This window comes from Aminobacter niigataensis, assembly GCF_946995915.1.
In the GTDB taxonomy this organism is placed as follows: domain Bacteria; phylum Pseudomonadota; class Alphaproteobacteria; order Rhizobiales; family Rhizobiaceae; genus Aminobacter; species Aminobacter niigataensis.
The window spans coordinates 4,680,515-4,697,553 of record NZ_OX341517.1 but is presented as its reverse complement, the minus strand read 5'-3'; the positions used below and the strand labels follow the sequence as shown (position 1 = coordinate 4,697,553).

General features: G+C 62.0%; 20 protein-coding genes. 4 read left to right on the top strand and 16 right to left on the bottom strand.

All coding sequences use genetic code 11. The annotated features are described in order from the left end of the window. Positions 1-2: 2 nt before the first annotated feature. The 12 genes from O1Y97_RS23020 to O1Y97_RS22965 all read right to left on the bottom strand — a co-directional run bounded on the left by O1Y97_RS23020 (position 3) and on the right by O1Y97_RS22965 (position 12,823). Positions 3-353 carry a hypothetical protein gene (locus O1Y97_RS23020; RefSeq protein ID WP_318762512.1) on the bottom strand — a complete coding sequence of 117 codons (351 nt, stop codon included), beginning with the start codon at positions 351-353 and terminating at the stop codon, positions 3-5. 108 nt (positions 354-461) lie between these two features. Continuing rightward, positions 462-1,472 carry a major capsid protein gene (locus tag O1Y97_RS23015; RefSeq protein WP_318762511.1) on the bottom strand — a complete coding sequence of 337 codons (1,011 nt, stop codon included), beginning with the start codon at positions 1,470-1,472 and terminating at the stop codon, positions 462-464. 11 nt (positions 1,473-1,483) lie between these two features. After that, on the bottom strand, positions 1,484-1,867 hold the full coding sequence (locus O1Y97_RS23010; protein WP_318762510.1) for a head decoration protein: 384 nt from the start codon (positions 1,865-1,867) through the stop codon (positions 1,484-1,486). 4 nt (positions 1,868-1,871) lie between these two features. Next, positions 1,872-3,188: a S49 family peptidase gene (locus tag O1Y97_RS23005; protein ID WP_318762509.1), complete on the bottom strand. Its 1,317-nt coding sequence runs from the start codon at positions 3,186-3,188 to the stop codon at positions 1,872-1,874. A gap of 11 nt (positions 3,189-3,199) precedes the next feature. Beyond that, positions 3,200-3,475 (bottom strand): hypothetical protein, encoded by a 276-nt coding sequence (locus O1Y97_RS23000; protein ID WP_318762508.1) that lies wholly within the window; start codon positions 3,473-3,475, stop codon positions 3,200-3,202. Next, entirely contained in the window at positions 3,472-5,082 is a 1,611-nt protein-coding gene (locus tag O1Y97_RS22995) for a phage portal protein (protein WP_318762507.1), read from the bottom strand. Before O1Y97_RS22995 ends, O1Y97_RS23000 begins: the two co-directional genes overlap by 4 nt. Continuing rightward, entirely contained in the window at positions 5,079-7,193 is a 2,115-nt protein-coding gene (locus tag O1Y97_RS22990; RefSeq protein ID WP_318762506.1) for a phage terminase large subunit family protein, read from the bottom strand. Before O1Y97_RS22990 ends, O1Y97_RS22995 begins: the two co-directional genes overlap by 4 nt. Beyond that, positions 7,190-7,723, bottom strand: a complete 534-nt coding sequence (locus tag O1Y97_RS22985) for a hypothetical protein (RefSeq protein WP_318762505.1) — start codon at positions 7,721-7,723, stop codon at positions 7,190-7,192. Before O1Y97_RS22985 ends, O1Y97_RS22990 begins: the two co-directional genes overlap by 4 nt. Positions 7,724-7,949: 226 nt before the next feature. Beyond that, positions 7,950-8,483: a phage tail protein gene (locus O1Y97_RS22980; protein WP_318762504.1), complete on the bottom strand. Its 534-nt coding sequence runs from the start codon at positions 8,481-8,483 to the stop codon at positions 7,950-7,952. Between the two features lie 95 nt (positions 8,484-8,578). Beyond that, positions 8,579-9,415, bottom strand: a complete 837-nt coding sequence (locus O1Y97_RS22975) for a hypothetical protein (protein WP_318762503.1) — start codon at positions 9,413-9,415, stop codon at positions 8,579-8,581. Between the two features lie 367 nt (positions 9,416-9,782). Beyond that, positions 9,783-11,591, bottom strand: coding sequence for a DNA primase family protein (locus O1Y97_RS22970; protein WP_318762502.1), 1,809 nt, complete (start codon positions 11,589-11,591; stop codon positions 9,783-9,785). Next, positions 11,588-12,823 (bottom strand): DUF7146 domain-containing protein, encoded by a 1,236-nt coding sequence (locus O1Y97_RS22965; protein ID WP_318762501.1) that lies wholly within the window; start codon positions 12,821-12,823, stop codon positions 11,588-11,590. Before O1Y97_RS22965 ends, O1Y97_RS22970 begins: the two co-directional genes overlap by 4 nt. Positions 12,824-12,900: 77 nt before the next feature. Between O1Y97_RS22965 and O1Y97_RS22960 the strand changes: the two genes are divergently transcribed. Together O1Y97_RS22960 and O1Y97_RS22955 are read left to right on the top strand one after the other, a co-directional pair. Then, positions 12,901-14,217 (top strand): hypothetical protein, encoded by a 1,317-nt coding sequence (locus O1Y97_RS22960; RefSeq protein ID WP_318762500.1) that lies wholly within the window; start codon positions 12,901-12,903, stop codon positions 14,215-14,217. 27 nt (positions 14,218-14,244) lie between these two features. Beyond that, on the top strand, positions 14,245-15,255 hold the full coding sequence (locus O1Y97_RS22955) for a hypothetical protein (RefSeq protein ID WP_318762499.1): 1,011 nt from the start codon (positions 14,245-14,247) through the stop codon (positions 15,253-15,255). Positions 15,256-15,284: 29 nt separating this feature from the next. Here O1Y97_RS22955 and O1Y97_RS22950 read toward each other — a convergent pair whose 3' ends face one another. From O1Y97_RS22950 to O1Y97_RS22935, 4 genes are read right to left on the bottom strand one after another with little or no spacing between them, the layout of a single operon-like run. Continuing rightward, positions 15,285-15,524: a hypothetical protein gene (locus tag O1Y97_RS22950; protein WP_318762498.1), complete on the bottom strand. Its 240-nt coding sequence runs from the start codon at positions 15,522-15,524 to the stop codon at positions 15,285-15,287. Continuing rightward, complete coding sequence (locus O1Y97_RS22945; protein ID WP_318762497.1) at positions 15,521-15,802, bottom strand: hypothetical protein; 282 nt, start codon at positions 15,800-15,802, stop codon at positions 15,521-15,523. Before O1Y97_RS22945 ends, O1Y97_RS22950 begins: the two co-directional genes overlap by 4 nt. Then, a complete protein-coding gene (locus tag O1Y97_RS22940) occupies positions 15,795-16,100 on the bottom strand; it encodes a hypothetical protein (protein ID WP_318762496.1) in 306 nt (101 codons plus the stop codon). The genes O1Y97_RS22945 and O1Y97_RS22940 overlap by 8 nt, the downstream gene beginning before the upstream one ends. Further along, complete coding sequence (locus O1Y97_RS22935; RefSeq protein ID WP_318762495.1) at positions 16,093-16,374, bottom strand: hypothetical protein; 282 nt, start codon at positions 16,372-16,374, stop codon at positions 16,093-16,095. Before O1Y97_RS22935 ends, O1Y97_RS22940 begins: the two co-directional genes overlap by 8 nt. Before the next feature lie 77 nt (positions 16,375-16,451). Between O1Y97_RS22935 and O1Y97_RS22930 the strand changes: the two genes are divergently transcribed. Beyond that, on the top strand, positions 16,452-16,736 hold the full coding sequence (locus tag O1Y97_RS22930) for a BrnT family toxin (RefSeq protein ID WP_318762494.1): 285 nt from the start codon (positions 16,452-16,454) through the stop codon (positions 16,734-16,736). Continuing rightward, positions 16,717-17,025 (top strand): BrnA antitoxin family protein, encoded by a 309-nt coding sequence (locus O1Y97_RS22925; RefSeq protein ID WP_318762493.1) that lies wholly within the window; start codon positions 16,717-16,719, stop codon positions 17,023-17,025. Before O1Y97_RS22930 ends, O1Y97_RS22925 begins: the two co-directional genes overlap by 20 nt. Positions 17,026-17,039: the final 14 nt, after the last annotated feature.

The following is a 17,039-nucleotide window of genomic DNA, read 5'->3' as shown; positions in this document are numbered from 1 at the left end:
GATCAGCCGGCAGCCTGGGCGTCGGCAAGAGCCTTTTCGGCCGAGGCGAGCTCAGCTTCGGCTGCTTCCTTGCCGACCAGGTCAGCGCCGGCCAGCTTCGCCTTGGCTGCATCCACGGCAGCCTCAAGGTCCGACAATGCCCTGTCGCCATCTTTGGCACCGGCAGGTTTGGCCTTGTTCTTTTTCTTCTCAGGCTCGACCTCGTAGGCGAAGCGGTCGTCGACAAGCGAGCGGCCATAGGTGACCGGCACTTCCACAGCTTCATGAGCCGCGACCTTCTGATCGGGCTTGCCGGTAACAGAAGCAGGAACAATACCGCCATGGCGGTAGGCGATGAACATGGTCTTGGACATTACGGTCTCCCTTTCGTCTCGGGCGAACGCGACCATCGCGCTCGCCGGAAACGAAAGAGGCCCGGCGAAAACCGAGCCTCTTTCAATGGAATGATGCAGGCGACCGGGTCAGGTCAGGGTCAGCTTGCGCAGCGTCTTCGGCCTGGTGCAGATCGAGATTGCGTTCATCTGCACCTGGATGTTGCGACCCTTGCCGTCATTGCGCTTCCACTGCCGCATGTAGAACGGCAGGCCGATCGTATTGACCGTTTCTTCGTAATCCGCCGGCGCGAACCGGGTGATGAACAGGTCAGGGACCCCCTTGACCACGACGCGGGCTTCGGTCGCGGCGATGTAGGGCGCTCCGAGGTCTGTCGTAGCCTTGGCGCCGGTCTTGTAGCGCTCCCAGGTGGCGCCGCCGAAGGTGAACACGTCAGGCACGTCCTGGCGCAACACCGCCGCACCCTGGTTGTACAGAAAGGTCTCGGTGACCGACTTGTGCGTCCAGAGCGAACGGTGGAAATCGCGGCCCGTATAGACATGGATGCCGTCATAAGGCTCGTCGAGATCGTCCTCGATTGCATAGACCACATCCTGCCAGAGGTTGCCGACTTTGGTCCCATCGACATCGAGCTCAAGGGAAACAGCTGCCGGGACGGCGATGCCGAAACGGGCATAAAGATCATGAAGAGTCTTGCCGCCCTTCGACGTGACGATGCCCTTGATCGCGCCGACGCGTTGATGCTCGAGCGTCATGGTGAGGTCGCGGGCATGCTTCTTGCCCTTGTTGGTGACCCTGTCCTCCAAGAGCTCGAGCTGATCCTCCGTCCCGAAGGCGCGGACATTCTGGACCTCGTCCGCGAGAACGGCATCGTCGCGTTCATAGTGGTCGATGTCGAAAGGCACGAGATTGCGATCGTCGTCACCGGTGGTCTCGCCGGGACCGCCACGCGGCGTCGGCTCTACCAGTGCCAGCTTGCCGTTGCGCTCTTCGATCGAGATGCGCGTGGTGTTGACGCCGTCTTCCTCGAACAGGCCGGAGGCCGAAATCTGCCCCGGACGGTATGGCTCTTTGTTGATCGCCGCAGTCAGCGACTGGATGGTGAAGCCGTCGCCATCCCAGATGTCATTTCCAGCCATGTCGGCCTCTCCTATCGTGAGATGATGGTGGCCGCGGCAAGCTGGGTCAGCTTGGCGGTCCGTTTGGTGTTGTCGTTTACCGATGCGTCGAAGATGAGCATCGGTTCCTTCACCTCGGCGTGGCGGGCAACGACGACGGCTTCCACATCCGCTGCGGTTGCATCCACCTTGTAGGCGAGCACGGCCTTGGCTGTTTCCGCGCCTTCCTTGCCGACGACTTCGGCATTCGGCGAAATCGTGTATTTCTTCGACGCCGTCACCTGGCCGAGCACGGTTCCGGCATCGAGCACTCCGGAGCCGGAGAGGATCGTGACGACCTCGCGAGAGATCTGGCCGTTGCCTTCGGAAAGCACGAAAGCGAGGTTGCGAGGACCTTCAGACTTGGTCTCGAGCATGGGATCAGCCCTCCTTCACGGACTGGCGGCGAGCAGCGTAAACGTCGCCTGAGTTGAGTGACGCCCTGCGCGAGGTCTTCGCCGGCGCGGGCTGGGCAAGGCCGGCACCGGCCACGCGGCTCGCCTCATATGCCGCGGCGGGATCGGACGATGCCGACGACGACACATTGCTGACGACAAATGCAGCCACATCGTCGCCGCTCATCGCGGGCGACTTCATCGCCAGGTCGAGTGCTGCCGCCATGCGGGTCGCATCGCCCTTGACGCCTTCTGCGCCGAGGGCTGCCGAGATCCTCTCGTTGGCCGCCTTGGTACCGGCACCAAAGCCCATGGTCTCGGCCGCCTTGACGGCAGCATCGTGCTCGGCTTTCGGAATGCCCGCATCAGCCTCGGCGACGGGCGCGCCTTCTTTCTCGCTCATGGACGATCTCCTTGTTTGCGAGGTTGAGCGCCCGCCGGACGGCGTAACGGCGCGGGTAAGTTCGGAAAGGACGGTTTCGAAACTGCCGACACGATCGGCGAGGCCAGCCTCGACAGCTTCCTGTCCCATGAAGATGCGGGCCTCGGTCTTGCGGGCGGCAGCGGCCGACAGCTTCGAGCCGCGTCCCTTGGCCACGGTCTTGATGAACAGCTCGTAGAACGCGCTGACTTCCTTCTGCAGGTCAGCCTTCACATCGGCCGACAGCGGCTCGAATGGGTTGCCGTCGACCTTGTGGGCGCCGGCGAAGATCAGTGTCGGCTCGATGCCTTCGTTCGCCAGGGCGCGCGAATAGTCGGCATGCAACATGACGACGCCGATCGAACCCGACAGGCCTGTTTCGGTGGTGACGATCTCGCTCGCGGCCGATGCGATGGCATAGCCGGCACTCGCGGCCATCCCGTTGACCACGGCAACGGTGCGCTTTTTCGCGGCCAGCTGACGGACGAGCTCGGCGGTCTCGAAGGCCCCGACGGCTTCGCCGCCAGGAGTGTGCATGTCGAGAATGACGGCCTTGGCGCTGTCATCGGCGGAAGCCGACTTGAGCTGATGACCTATGCCCTCGTAGGAGGTCAATCCGGAACTGGCACCTATCCAGGCGCCGCGGTTTACGAGAGACCCTACGATCGTGATGATCGCGACCCCATTAGAGACGCGATAGGGTTTGGATTTGGAGTTTCCATACTCATCGCGCTCAATAGAGCTACCCTCGAAACGGCTGGCCTCCGGGGACGTCACGCCAATGCGCCCCGACAGAACCGACAAGATCACCTGCGCCTTGTCGCGCGTGATTAGCAGCGGCCGGTTCAGGACCCGGTCGGCAATGTGGATCAGATTTGACATGATCGTTCCCGTCAGCTGAAGCGCATGCGTTTGGCATATCGCGCGCGGCGCCCCGTCTGGGCTGCCGAGCAAGCTGACGACAGCCGCATCAGCTCGGCATCGAGCGCCGCCATGTTGGACACGGCGATCTTGATCCTGCGGCTGGTCACCGGCGACCGAATCTCGGTTTCCTCGATTCTCTCACCGGCAAGCAGCTTGACCTTGGCGGCATAGAGCGCCTGGTAGAGCGCGCACGGATCGTCGGCGTCGACACTGACGTCGCCGATTGTCACCATGTTGGGCATCATGCGTCCTCGCGCTTGGCGGGCGGCTCTTCCGTCTCGGCCAGGTCGGATTTGCCGTTGTTCCTTGGTACGAACGGCGAGGGCATCCCGGCTGCCACATAGCGGCGGTGCCAGCGAAGCCGTCGCTCGAAAACCTCGTCCGCGTCGACGCCGAGTTCCGCACATTCGATATCGAGGTCAGATGTCCCATTGAGCAGGCGTTCGGTCGACGCTTTGCCGCTCTTGAGATCGTCGGCGGATGGTTTCGCCGGCCCTTGCCAGAGTGCCCAGGTCACGCGATCGCGGTTGGCCGCAAAAGCAGCGTATCCGCCCTTGAACGGGATCCTGCCTTCGCCGATCTCCTCATCGAGCCAGTTCTCGTAGACCGCTTGGTTCGGCGGTGCCGCAATGCGCTCCCGCCGCCGCACGACCACTGGCCAGACCGACGAGTTTTCCATGCGCACTGACGAATAGGTGGCGCCGGTGTGGTTCATGGTCATGCCACCATAGGTGATGCCGATGGCGCGGGCCATGTCACGCGACAGCTCGGCCGAGACTGGCACGAATTGCGGGCCAGGCGTGCCCGTCGACAGGATCTTCAGATCCTCGCCTGGGGCGAGATGCGACACGCGGGGATCGCCGCTGATCCGGATTTCGCTTTCGGCAGCCCGGTCCAGAGCCGACTGGAAATAATCCTTGAAGTCCGACCCGAGATCGTCGTCCAGCGTCTCGATGGCTTCGAAGGCATCCTTCGAAGGCGTCGGGCTGGTCAAGGTCGCCGCGAACACCGTCTGCAGGATCGCCGTCTGGATCGTCGTGTCGACGAGGATCTCTCGCTGGATGTACTGCCGGAAGGCCGGCGCAATCCGCGATATGCCCCGCACATCTGTCGCATCCATCGGATCGAAGACATGCATCACGACCTGGCGGCCGTTGCCGTCATAGGCGCGATAGTCGCGCTTGACGTAAAGGCCGGTTTCCTTTTCCCGAAACCGATAGGCAACAGGGCGCCCGTTCGGATCGTGGATGACACCCTGATAGATGCCCTCCATCTCGCTGGTGTCCTGCACCAGCATCGGCGGCGGCATCATGCACACCTTGGTGCCGGCGGTGATACCGTACTGCCGGCGCTGGGCCCTGGTCATGTACGACATGACGCCCACGGCTTCGCCGTAGGCCATATCCCAGCGCAAGGCGATGTCGATCATTTGCGGCAAGGTGAATTTGCCGCGCTGATCGCATTCGCGCGGGTTCCACGCGTAGCGTTTCCAGCGGCGTTTGATGGTCGCGACGAACTCGGCCTTCTCGTCGTCCGAGTAACCGAGGCCACTGAGGTCCGGCTGAGGATTGAGCACCAGCTCGGAACCCACGGTATCGGCGATGACCTGGTCGGCGGCACCGCGAAGTTGGCCCGAATTCTGGATCAGGTCGAGCGCAAGACCGGCTGCTCGTTTCCACGCAACGCGGATTTCCTCCCGGCTGTCACGCAGCGCAGCCGGACGCAAGTCGAAGACGGCCGAGCGTCCGTCCCGAAGGAACTTGCTGCCGGTGCGCGACGGATCGCGGACGGCGGACGGAAGGGTGACGGGCGCAGTCGCCGCCTTCACCCTGACCCTCGGCTTCGTCGTCATTTCCGCCTTGACCACTTCTCTCGATTTGCCTTGCGCTTCGCCTCGCGATCAGCGTCGCGGACTTTTTCCTTGCCCTGGAAGGGGCCGTCGATAGCGGCATCGAACAGATCAGGTTCGATCGGCTTGCCATGCACTTCGGCGAGCAGATCGGCCCACCGAGCGGCATTGAGCCGTCGCTTATGTTTCAGATGCCAGGCAAGTGCGAAGGCATAGACTGTGGTATCGAACCAGTCGTTCGCCCGGCCGAGGATCTTCTTCCATTCTCGAGGCGCCTTCGGACTGATCAGGTTCCGCGACCGACGCGTCACCGACGCGCGCGCCTCTTCGTCTGGATCGACCAGCCGCTCTGCGGTGAGTTCCCGGGCATAGTCCTCGTCGCAGAGTTCCGACGACAGGTGGATCGTGTTGCGTGGCCAGCTGCCGCGCTCGTCGGGGCCGAGCACGAGGTTGGACAGCGCCGCCACGACCGCTGTTTTCACATCGTACAGGCCGACGGGGTACAGCAGCACCTTGGCAACCGACCGCCGACGCTGGTCGCGGATGTCCTTTTTCACCGGCGTGCCAAGCCATGGCAGGCCTATGGGATGGCGGCCATCCAGCGCATAGCAGTTCGGGCGGGTCGCACAAAACCTGTAGGCCCGGTCGGTCGCGAACCCCGAATCTACGCCGGACAGATCGATGCCCTTTTCGCCACCGCCGGCGGTCTCGTAGCTTCGCCCCAGCGCGTCGGCCAAAGCGATCCATGCATCGTCGACCTGGTCGGGCGCACCGACAAAGACTTCCCTGTCGATCAGCCAGTAGCGATCCCGAGGACCGACAGCCCAGACCGACCATTTGATGCCGTAACCCTGGACGTCGGCGGTCGAAACGATAAGGCCTGCTTCGGCGGGGATTTTGCCCCGCGGAAACGGAAATTTCTTGGCCGCGTCGACGATCTTTTCCCATTCGACCGCTACGCCGCCTGGATCATATGGATCGGCGAGGTCCTGTTGCGCGAAAGTCCGCAGCTTGGTCGTGTCGCCCTCGGCGTCTTTCCAGCGGCCGAGAATATCGGCCCACCGCTCGCGGGGCGCATAGATCGCCCAGAGGTGATAGCTCGGTTGCCATTCTCGGCAGCGGCCCTCGCATGGAGCGCAGCGCCACCGCTCGATCTCTTTCGCTGACATCAGCTCCGGCACCGGATCGGCGCCCTCATGTACGCGCTTGGCTATCCAGACGCCCCGCGCCAGCATTTCATGCTTGTGACCGTCGAAGATCGGGTCCGCACAGGAGCCGCAACGGTAATGGACAGCCAGTCCGCGCTCGGCATCGGCGTCGCAGAGCCCATCGAAAACGAGCGCCTGAAACGTCTGGCAATGCGGGCAGGGCACATAGAAATAGCGCCGGTCGCCAGTATCGAAATCCGCCGATATGACGCATTCGCCAAGAATGCCAGGTGTCGATCCCTGCCATTCCTTGGCGAGATCGCCATACATTTTCTGGCGCGCCCGCGCCTGATCGCGTGGGCTGCCGCGGCCATCGACGTCACGCGGATAGCCGGTCACCTCGTCCATGGCGAGGTACTTGATCGACACCATCTGCAAGCCCTTGGAAGAGCCTGCATTGACAACCTGGCAGAAGCCGCCCGCGTACCGCTTGAACGATGTCGTCGAACCCTGCTCGTCGCGGCTGCTGACCGGTCGCACCCTGTGTGCGATACGCGGGCTCGCCTCGATCGTCGGCTGGAGCTTAACCCGGTTGAACTTGGTCGCCTCCTCCAGCGTCGGCAAAACGATCATCATCGAGCCCGGCGCCTGGTCGACGATGAAGCCGAACCAGTTCTCGATCGCCGTAGACTTGCCGAGCTGCGCCGCCCAGCGGCATGTCACCCGGCGCGCCGGATGATCGGGATGAAGACAATCCTGCGGCTCGCGCAGATAGGGCACGCGATCGGTCCGGAACGGGCCTGGCCAGGGTGATCCAGATTCAGCCGAAACCACGCGGTACCGGTCGGCCCATTCGGAGATCGTCAGATCTTCGATCGGTCGGCTTGCCGCCTCGAGCCCCTTGAACAGGGCTGCCGCACCGTCCGGCAGCTCCGGAAAGTGCAGGCGAGCGTCATGGTAGCTCATTGCAGATGCGCGGCCTCGACGGACTGCCCGACAGGCTCATCTGCATCATCCGAGCGACGCATCGCATCGAGCCGTTCGAGGATCTCCCGGTGGAAAACCTCCATACCCTTACGTGAATAGCCCTTCAGCGCGATGCGGACCGTGCGTTCGTCCCAGCCATACTTCAACGAAAGCGACGCGGCCTCTGTCTCGATGGCGCGGTCGAATGCGCTGCTCATCAGCGCAATGGCGTCGCGCCCAGCCCGGTCCACCTCGACGACCCGCGTCAGCTCCTTCCGCCGCTCACCGAGATCGAGCTCCCGCATTTCGGCATCGGCCTGCGCCTTGCGGGCGGCGCCGTCCGACTGGCTGCCCGAGAAGCGGGGCGGCGCCTGTCGGCCACCGGCCGCAGGCCGAACCTCGGCTGGCATCGAGCGAATGCGTATGTTCTCTTTGCGGTGCGCGACCAGCGCTCCGAAATCCACGAGGTTCGATTTGCCCTCGGCACGGATCGGCAGCGCTTCCCCATGCTGCTTCAGATATCGCGACAAGGTCGAACGGTCGACATGATCACCCGAGGCGGCCAGCCTTTGGGCCGCCTCCGTGATCGAAATCCACTCGCCATCCATGACTGATCTTCCGATGCGTGCAGCACACGTGTGTTGCACGTGCGTTTCGTGTACCGCTTTTCGTGACGCCCACTGGCGAAATCCCGGGCTCCCCCGGGCCCGTATGGTTGGAGGTCGCTGATACGGTCCCTAGACCGGGGGGGTGGGGTCAGCGAGGCAGGAGCCGATCGACCTCGTGCAGGTAGCGAGGGAGCAGGTGGCTCTCAATCACTTCGGCCAGGACCTGCACGTAGACCTGGTCGTTGTTCGTGATGTCGTGGGCCGGGTTCGGCCCGAACAGTTCCCTGATCGGCAACCTATCCTTGCCCTCGCGACGGAACACGCCAGCATGCCCGCTGCCCATCTTCGCGATGAAGGCGGATCGGAAAGACCCTCTCATCTTCACGCGCACGCCCTTGGCGGTCTGGGTCGCTCCCAGCTTGAAGAGCGGTATCCAGCCCGAGCGCATGACGACCTCGGCAGTCCGACCGCCGGCATTCATGTGCGCCGTGGTCAAAGCCCTGACCCGAGCCTGCGGAATATCCACACGCTCGGCCGAGCGCTTGACGATGCGGCTGCGGGCCATGTCGGCCACACGGCGCATGGCGCGCGATGCGGCCTTGACCCTGATCTCTTCCGGTAGGCGGGCAATCGCCCGCGACAAATCCGTGAAGTCGGAAGCATCGACATGGACATCAACCACGACAGCCTCCCAAAGAAAAACCCGCCGCGGTTGCCCGGGCGGGTTCGGTTATCTTTTTTACCGTGTTCAGGTGTAAGTCAAGTTTCTGCCGCAGGTCAACAGACCGCGGCAGTTTTTTTCACGGCCTCATGTCTGGCAACTTCGAACAGCGCCACTCCGGGCCTGTCAGCCTCCAGCCATGGTGTCATCGAACGGTCCGAGGCAGCGATCCGGTGAGCCGAGAGCTGGGGCGCGACCACCTTCTGGATATGGCGCAGCGCCGCCACCCAGATCTGATAGTCGAGGCGCCCAAGGATATCGCCGACAGGATCGACCGACAGCTCGAACTTGCGGTAGGCGCCGCGTTGCGGCCGCCCGGTCCGCCGATTGAAGCCGTCGACTTCGAGGTCGTAGGACTGCCCCAGCCCGTCGGTCACGCGCTTCATGACGAACCACGCCGGTTTGCCGCCGCGCTCGACCATCCGCACCTTGGATGGCTCGGCCTGCCAGTCGGGATCGCGGCCAAGGATGGCGGTGCCCACGACGAGGCTGACGATGCCGGCGGCACGCCGGGCCCATGTCCGCAGCATGAACCGCTCGACCGCCCGCTCCACCGCATCCTGAGCCAGACCGTCGGTCTCCGGCCAGTCCGAGAGTGCATCCCAGCCTGCCGGCACGGAGATGTCGAAATTGGCCAGAGCCGCCACCACGCCGCCGACAGCCACCGCGTCGTCATGCGGCTCGCCCTGCTCGATGAAGTAGTTCGAGCCATCGCCGAGCTGCTGGTCGATCAAGGTCATCAGTTCGGCAAAGCTGGAAATTTTGCCCCAGGACGATGCCTGCAGCATCCGCCAGGCGGAGTTGACGTTGTCCAACCCATCCACGCCGCCACCCTTCGGCAATTCATGGACGAAGGCCCAGGTCAGCAATTCCTCAACGGTGACGGTCTTCATGTCCCTATTCCTTCCAGCGATAGTTTTTCGATAGTTTTTCGAGGGTTTATCGATAGTTGTAGTGAGTAGAATTTATAACGAATTCAATGATTTGATCTGAATTGGCGACAGTTGCGACAGTTTTTGAAGCCTATAGGCTGGGAGATTTCCTCCCCGCTCCCCTTCCTCACATCCTTAGGGACGCCAAAACTGGTGCAAACTATCGCAATCGATTGTTTTCATTGACTTATTCCCGCTGTCTCGACTGTCGCAGACAGTCGCAAACCATCGCAACTGTCGCGGCGCGAAACAGCGAGTGAAATCAAGCGCTTGCCAGTTTGCGGGGCAACGCAGCTAGCCGGAAAGGGGTTGCGGGGCAGGTGCGCGGTCATCGCAGATGCGCCTCGTAATCGTCGTGTCCAGCGCCGCTCGGATGGGCTGGCCTCGGTACGTCGACAAGGCGCAGGCCGTGATAGTGCACGATGCGGCCGTCGACCTTGCGGTACTTCTTTTTCATGATCAGGCCGAACCGGGTGTGGTTGACCGGCTTGCCGCCCTCGTCGACGACGAAGTTGACATAGGCCTGGTAGAGGTCCTTGGCGGTGATCTCGCCCTTCTCGTCGGGAATGACGCATCGTGTGCAAAAGGCCGATGTCGGGTCCATTTCGTCGCGATATTCCTGCGTCTTGGCCTTCACGGCATCGGGCACGATCAGTCCCTCGCGCAGGAAGATCATCACACCCTCGATCAGCCAGTTGAGGATGCCGGGATATTCGGGGGCGAACTCGGCCACCACCTCCTCGAACTCGCGCTGCTCGCTCTCCGCCAGCGTGACAGGCCAGTGCACCACCGCCATGCGTCGCCAGATGCCGTTGTCGGTACCGGTGATCTTGGGATAGCCATTGCCCGACATGTGACCGGTGAAGATCGGCTTGAAATCGAAATAGCCTTCGAACAGGTCGCGGACGGTGAAGTCCTCACCGCCGGTCAGGTCCTTGACCAGGTTCTCGCGCAGATCCTCGCCCTCGGGCAGCTCCTTGACGCGCAGGAAGCGCCGGCCATACAGCCGGGCCATGTCGGGGTTGGCAGCACCGCCGCCCTTGCCCTCGCCGGTAAACGATTCTGAAGGCAAGGTAACGCCAGCCTCGCCTAGCAGGCGACACAGCGTTTCCATGTAGACCGATTTGCCGTTGGCGCCGAAACCGTAGTGGAAGAACAGCTTCTGCACCGTCAGCCCGATGAGCCCGAGGCCGGAGGCAACCTGCACCATGCGGCGAACATCTTCGACCGGAAGCATCCGCTCCATGAAGGCCGTCCACTTCGGGCAAACAGCCTTTGCGTCATAGTCGACCGGCACGACCTGGGTGATCAGATCCTGCCTGCGGTGACCCTTGACCGCGGTCAGCGCGGCATCCTTGGCCACGATGAACTTGTCGGGGTTCTCGCTCGTGCGCTCAGGATCGTCATAGACCGGATTGCGCACCTGCCTGGTGGTCCTGCGGAAGGTCAGCGTATGCCCCTTCACCGCCACCTTCAGCGGGTCGGCGTTGAATTCATCGGGGCCGCGCTGGATATGCGGCGCCGCACAAACCAGCATCGCTTCGAGGCGCCCCTTGTTCTTCGATGAGACGGCATGGTCCATGCGCCGTTTGTGCCGTTTGCCGAGATTGGAAAGGGCGGCCTCGGCAGCTTTGGCCAGGCGCTTCATCGCGCCATTTCGCTCTTCCTCCGGGATTTTCATGGCGTCGCGACCCTTGTCGATCGCTGCCTTCTCGGCCGGGGTGCTGTCAATGAACTCGACCTCGAGCGCGATGCGCCCACCAAGATTTTGCGCCACAGCCAGCGCCCGCGGCTCGCCGGTGGCAATGTCCCAATGGGTGCCAGTCCAGACGGCATAGGCGGCCTTTCGGGCCTTGGACTGCGCCAGCACCAGCAGATCCTCGCCGAAATGGGCAAGCAGCCGCTCGGCGTTATCGGTGTCCGAATGGTCGAGGCTGGCGCAAGCCTTGACCACGCCCACGTCGATCTTGCTGCCGCGCTTTGGCGCGGTTCCGGGCTCGCCATCCTCGATATCGTCTGCGGGTAGCGGATCGTCATTGGCAGGGGTGCGGGGAAGTCCTGCAGCCTGCGCCTGGCGCGTCGCCTCATCGAGAAGTGCGGCAACCGCATCGGGCATGCCAGTCTTTTTCTTGGTCAAGATGCCTCCGCCTCGGCCGAGACGGCCATGCTTGCAAAGTCGTGGCCGTCGCGCGGCCAGATGATCGGGATCAGCCGTCCCGGCCGGGCGTGGCGGGCCCGGGCGCGTGCCATGGCCGAGGCCGTCATGACGCGCTCGGAATCGCCGTCGGCGAGCAACACCAGCTCATCGACATGGTCGAGCACGAACATGGCGTCGTCGGCGTCCTGGTCGAGCTTGGGAACAGGTCCGGCTACCATCACCGGCCGCTCGACCCCATTCCGGTCGAGCTTGGTAAGTGTCGGGTGGGCAAACCGCGACGAGGCCTCGGCGGGGCCGCTGAGATTGCCGAGATCGCCGGCTGCGAAATAGAATGTATCGTCGCGAAAGCCCTCCCAGCCGCCGAAGGCGAGACCGTTTTCGATACCTTCGCCGCCGACCCAGCGCCGGGCGGACAGATCGCCGGCAAGCGGGATCAACCCGCCCTTCTTGGTGCCGCGCATTTTCTTGGTCGGCAGCAATTCGCCGGTGGCAGGATCGGAGAGATCCGGTCGGAATTTCGGCGCGCGGCCGAGATCGATCCAGGTGATATGGCAACCGATGACGAGGACGGTGGCGTCGATGAAGGGCGCGATCATCGCCGGGCCGGAATGCAGCGTCTGCAACTGGCCGCGGTCGTCCCCACCATACCAATAGGGCTGATCGGCCGTGGCGCGCAGCCATTTCGCCGGAATGCCACAACCTCGGCCCGCCAGGTACCGGCGCGCTATACCGTGCATGGCGATCGGCTCGGCCGCTTCATAGATGCCGCGCGCCTTCCTGCGCTCACGCTCGCGGAAGTCGGCTTGGGCCTGGGCGGTTCGGGCTGCCGCCTGATCCTTATCCCGCCTCAACTGGTCGAGCCTAGCCAGGCGCGCTGCCCGATCTTCGTCGCTCTCGCGCTCGCCACCTTCGGGGATGTCTTCACCCGTAACAATGGCGCAGGCCTCGAGGAAGCCCTCGCGGCTCTTGACGTCGAGGCCATGTACATGCGCGGCCATGCCTATGGCGTCCTGTCCACCGACGCCGCCGGCACGGCAGTTCCACTTGTTCTTCTTGGTGTTGAAGGCAAAGCAGTCCTTGCCATGGCAGGCCGGGCAGGGCTGCGGATGTTCATGGCCGGACTTGCGGAAGGTAAGGTCCAGCCGTTTTGCGGCAACCTCGATTGTGATGCTTCGGGCCTGCTCGACAAAGGTGTCGACAAGTGTCGTCATCTCATTGCCCAATCTGTATTTTGAGCCATGCTGATAAGTACTGTAGTCATCAAGCGTGTTGTCAGAGGGGCTATCGAATGGCAGCGACTAAAGTTCTGGACCTGGACAATGAACCAAGGGAATTCCTGACCGAACGCGAGATCGATGCAATTCTTGAGATAATTCGTCCTGAGCCTGCGCTGTTCACTGGACCCCATGCGAAGGAGGCTGCCCAAGCGGCTGTTCCGCAACAGAAGGTTTTGCACCAGCAAGTGTTCACTTTTGCGAAGTCGCTTGTCGATGATATGCCGGATATGGCCGGCGGCCTGACGGGCTTCTTTAATGTGTATGTGGCGCCGATCGTCGAGCAGGGAGGATACGGAGCTTACGGAGGCGCAGATGAGACGTTTTTTGTCGGCCACTCGCACACTTTTCCGGTGATGACCGCGCAAAAATTGGACAATTTTCGATCTGCGGCGCAGCAGGCAAAACCTAACGCTACGGCCTCGCCAATTTTCGCGGTCGATTTCGTCGCAATGCTGATTGCTGGCTATTTGCGCTCCGGGCGGCTTTTCCCGCGTCCATTTGATATGGCAACCATTGGCGCCCTTGGATCGGTTGTCAGATGCTCCATAGCCCGGCTGGAAATCCATGTGGCAGGAGAGCGGGGTGGAAAGGCCGTTTCCGGAGAACTCGCGACGATTCAAGCACGCGTAGGCCAACTCGACGCGGAGCTCGCGGAGCGTCAAAGAGCCATTGAGGCGGCAACCCAGCAAATTGATGCCCTGCAGATTCGCAATGAGGAGAATGCGAAGCTTGGGGCTACCTTCGTGAACAGAATTGCGGACATCGAATCGGAGCAGATAGCGTTCAACCACGCCCTCGAAGAGAGGCTGAGGCTGAACCAGGCGCGCAAACTTTGGGGCGATGTTGCATTGACGACGTCGATAGCATTCTACGTCTCGGCGTTCGTCCTCGTTGCAGTGCTGGCTAGCATTCCTGCTGCGGCTTTCTACTTCCGAACAGACATCATCGAATTCATCAAATCGATGGAGGCAGCAATGGTTGCTGTCGCCGGCGGTAGCGCGGTTGCTGCGGCGGTTAGCGCCTTGGGACGTCTGGTCCTGTTCACCGCTCCGCTCGGCTTCGTCGTTTGGCTTTTGCGATTGTTGGTGCGCTACAACACCAGATCGCTTCTGCTGATGGACGATGCGCGTCAGCGAGTGACCATGCTCAACACCTATTTCTTCTTGATCGAACAGGATGCCGCGACCAAGCAAGATCGCGGCGCCATACTCGAGGCTCTGTTCCGCCGGCCACCCGGGCACGGCGCGGACACCGTCGAGCCTCCACACTTCACCGACCTGTTGAAGTACGGTCAGGATAACGCGGGAAAGAGCAGCCTTGCCGGATAAAACAGGAGCAAGTTCGTGAGGCGCGCAATGAATACATCGCAACAACGAACGCCTGAAGCTTGGGAGCGCGAAAGCACCTGGTTGAGCTTGGCGATCGCTGGCGGAGTTCTCATAGGAGTAGGAGTAGCCGCCGTTCTCGTCTGGATCGGTGGCGCAGATGACGATACCGCACGACAGGTGAGAGTGCAGATCGCAGCGCCATTCGGGGTCGTTGCAATCGCGGCAGTTACTTTCTTCACTGTCGTTTGGCGGGGCCTGATCAGCGCTCGGCAAGCGAATACCAGTATTGACCAGCTTCAGGGGCTTCGAAAGCAGATCGAACTGACTGAAGAAAACAATCTGGCGGCGTTGTTGCAGAAAGGCGCGGAACTGATCGCAGACAGCAATCCTGCAAAGGTCTCGGCCGGAATTGCGTCCCTTGAGGCAGTCGCAGCTGACAGCCCTAGGTTTTATGGGGCCGCAATGAGGTTGCTTGTTGATTATGTGTGCAGCAACGGACAGAGGTCTCATCTGCCGCCGCTGGTGAAGCAAGCAATATTGGGCCTCAGAAGAGCCAACGAGAAGCATGGCTACGTAGTTGACAATGAACTCTACTTTACTGGGGATGGTGAAGCAGATGAAGACGTATTCTCGTCCGAGTGGATGGTAATTCGCGGTGTTGTTGGTGTGATTTATCGATTTGGAGAGTTCAGGTTCCAACATTTCAGCGCGAAAGAGAAGTATAGTGGTCTGTTTTTCAATCAGGTAGATTTCTACCGGTGTACCATCGACGACATCAGCGATCTCGATTCGCACTCCTGCACGTTCAAGAATTGTGTAATTCGAGGTGCAGATGCTGAAGATTTGAAGCGGCACAAATTCGTGCGTTGCGACTTCACGAACGCGAAGTTGCCGGCGGCGAGTGCAGTTCCAGACCTTCGGAAAGGTGAGAACTACTACGTTCTTCCTCATCCCCCTACAGGCGACGGAGATACGAACGGCGCGGACTGGGATGAACTGCTCTTTGGGCACGATGAGCAGCCGGAATTTGCCCTTTAAGCTTGACTTACCGATCGGTGGCCAGGTCATCAGGATGCTTCCCAGTCGTCGCGAACAAATGGCCTTGCGTCGCGGATGAGGTGAGTGATCGCGTCCCCGGAAAGGCCGGTGCGTTCCTGCACCTGGCGCATGGTCTGGCCCATCTCGAACAGCAGCCGCACGCCCTCGGCCTGCATGGCCAGCGGCAAAGCGAACAGCCGCGCCGGCACGATGCTGGCAGGCGTGCCGAAGGCTGGGCCGGCAGGGGGAGCCTTAAGGTGCGGCCTCATTCCTGCGGCTCCCATACGGGCCGGAAATAGTCCTGCACCGAGACGAAGCCCGACACTCCGAAGGAAAAGCCCTTCCGGTCGGTGATCAGCTTGCCGCCCTTGCCGTCGTCGACCAGCGTCAGCTTGCTGCCGGCCACGACGCCGGCGCGGATGAGCTGGTCGGAAATCGCTTCGACACTTGGTAGCGCCACCTCGAAGGGCAGGCTGTAGGCGATCGAGCGGTCGCCATGACCGGACTGCAACTGCAGCCAGAAAACACGTTTCGTGACATCAGCCATGATGTGCGGCCCTTTCTGTTTCAGTGCTCTTCCCGTGAAACATTTCGGGCGTTTCACGCTGTTCGATGGTTCGGGTGGCGGGGGTGTAGAAGGCGCGGAAGGAGACCTGCAGCCAGTCGCAGACTGCGATGACCTTGGCCGCCGACAGCGCTTGGCCGTTGGCGAGGCGCGACAGGTCGGGCGAGGTGACGCCGATCTCGGCGGCGTTGACGCGCCAGCCGCGGCCATCCGCTTCGAGCTTCTGGCGGGCCAGGCGTCCGAGCGCGCGATAATCGTATTCGGCAAGCCGCTCAGCCATGGTGCCCTGCCTTTTTCAGGAAGCCCGGCTTTTTCAGGAAGAGCGACGGCTCCTCGCCGATCCAGTCGCACAAGGCGAAGAACTGATAGGCGCCGGGATTGCGGGCGCGGGCAGCGCGTTGCACAGCGTCAAGCTCGACGCCCGCTTCGCGCGCCACGCGAAGATCGGTCTTGGCTCGCGCGATACGGCGCGCCTCAAGAAACAGCGCAAACACCTGAAAATCGATGAGCGCTGGTTCGTAGGCATCGGACTTGAAGGCTGGCGAGACAGTCAAAGCCGCCCTCGCAAGAAAGTTTTATGTACCCCCAAAAAATACTTGCTCTTTTGATTTAATGGGGGTACATTAAATCCATGAAAACGCCGCGCTCCTTTTCCTTTGACCCCGCCAAGAACGACCGCAACGTTGCGGATCGGGGCATTTCCTTCGAGCAGGCGAAAACCTTCGAGTTCGACACCGCAATGGTTGCGACTGACGACCGGAAGGAATACGGCGAGGTGAGGGAGGTGGCTTTCGGTTTCATCGGCAGCCGCCTTCACGTCCTCGTTTTCACCATGCGCGGCGAGGCTTGCCACGTCATTTCGCTGCGCAAGGCCAACGACAGAGAGGTTCGGACCTATGTCAAAAGTCTCAAATGAAACGGTCTCGCGGGCGAAGATCGAGGAAGCTCGGCTCCGCGCCCTGAAGTCGCTGGAAGAGATGACCCCGGAAGAGGACGCCGCCATTACCGCGAATGCGCTCGCAGACCCGGACAATCCTCCCGCCGACGATCTGATGCGCCGACGCGGTCGGCCGCCGCTGGCCAGGCCGAAGGAGGCGATCAAGCTCAGGCTCGACGCCGATGTGCTGGACAAGTTCCGCGAGAGCGGGCCAGGCTGGCAGACGCGTCTCAACGACGCCTTGCGCAAGGCCGCCGGGCTGAACTGAGGGCGGGTGGCGGC

Excerpts from the sequence above, each read along its gene's own strand:
- O1Y97_RS23020 (WP_318762512.1), bottom strand. The coding sequence starts at position 353 with ATGTCCAAGACCATGTTCATCGCCTACCGCCATGGCGGTATTGTTCCT.
- O1Y97_RS22925 (WP_318762493.1), top strand. The coding sequence starts at position 16,717 with ATGTCAAAAGTCTCAAATGAAACGGTCTCGCGGGCGAAGATCGAGGAA.
- O1Y97_RS22930 (WP_318762494.1), top strand. The coding sequence starts at position 16,452 with ATGAAAACGCCGCGCTCCTTTTCCTTTGACCCCGCCAAGAACGACCGC.
- O1Y97_RS23015 (WP_318762511.1), bottom strand. The coding sequence starts at position 1,472 with ATGGCTGGAAATGACATCTGGGATGGCGACGGCTTCACCATCCAGTCG.
- O1Y97_RS22950 (WP_318762498.1), bottom strand. The coding sequence starts at position 15,524 with ATGAGGCCGCACCTTAAGGCTCCCCCTGCCGGCCCAGCCTTCGGCACG.
- O1Y97_RS23010 (WP_318762510.1), bottom strand. The coding sequence starts at position 1,867 with ATGCTCGAGACCAAGTCTGAAGGTCCTCGCAACCTCGCTTTCGTGCTT.
- O1Y97_RS23000 (WP_318762508.1), bottom strand. The coding sequence starts at position 3,475 with ATGATGCCCAACATGGTGACAATCGGCGACGTCAGTGTCGACGCCGAC.
- O1Y97_RS23005 (WP_318762509.1), bottom strand. The coding sequence starts at position 3,188 with ATGTCAAATCTGATCCACATTGCCGACCGGGTCCTGAACCGGCCGCTG.
- O1Y97_RS22960 (WP_318762500.1), top strand. The coding sequence starts at position 12,901 with ATGGCAGCGACTAAAGTTCTGGACCTGGACAATGAACCAAGGGAATTC.
- O1Y97_RS22940 (WP_318762496.1), bottom strand. The coding sequence starts at position 16,100 with ATGGCTGAGCGGCTTGCCGAATACGATTATCGCGCGCTCGGACGCCTG.
- O1Y97_RS22965 (WP_318762501.1), bottom strand. The coding sequence starts at position 12,823 with ATGACGACACTTGTCGACACCTTTGTCGAGCAGGCCCGAAGCATCACA.
- O1Y97_RS22945 (WP_318762497.1), bottom strand. The coding sequence starts at position 15,802 with ATGGCTGATGTCACGAAACGTGTTTTCTGGCTGCAGTTGCAGTCCGGT.
- O1Y97_RS22975 (WP_318762503.1), bottom strand. The coding sequence starts at position 9,415 with ATGAAGACCGTCACCGTTGAGGAATTGCTGACCTGGGCCTTCGTCCAT.
- O1Y97_RS22955 (WP_318762499.1), top strand. The coding sequence starts at position 14,245 with ATGAATACATCGCAACAACGAACGCCTGAAGCTTGGGAGCGCGAAAGC.
- O1Y97_RS22995 (WP_318762507.1), bottom strand. The coding sequence starts at position 5,082 with ATGACGACGAAGCCGAGGGTCAGGGTGAAGGCGGCGACTGCGCCCGTC.
- O1Y97_RS22990 (WP_318762506.1), bottom strand. The coding sequence starts at position 7,193 with ATGAGCTACCATGACGCTCGCCTGCACTTTCCGGAGCTGCCGGACGGT.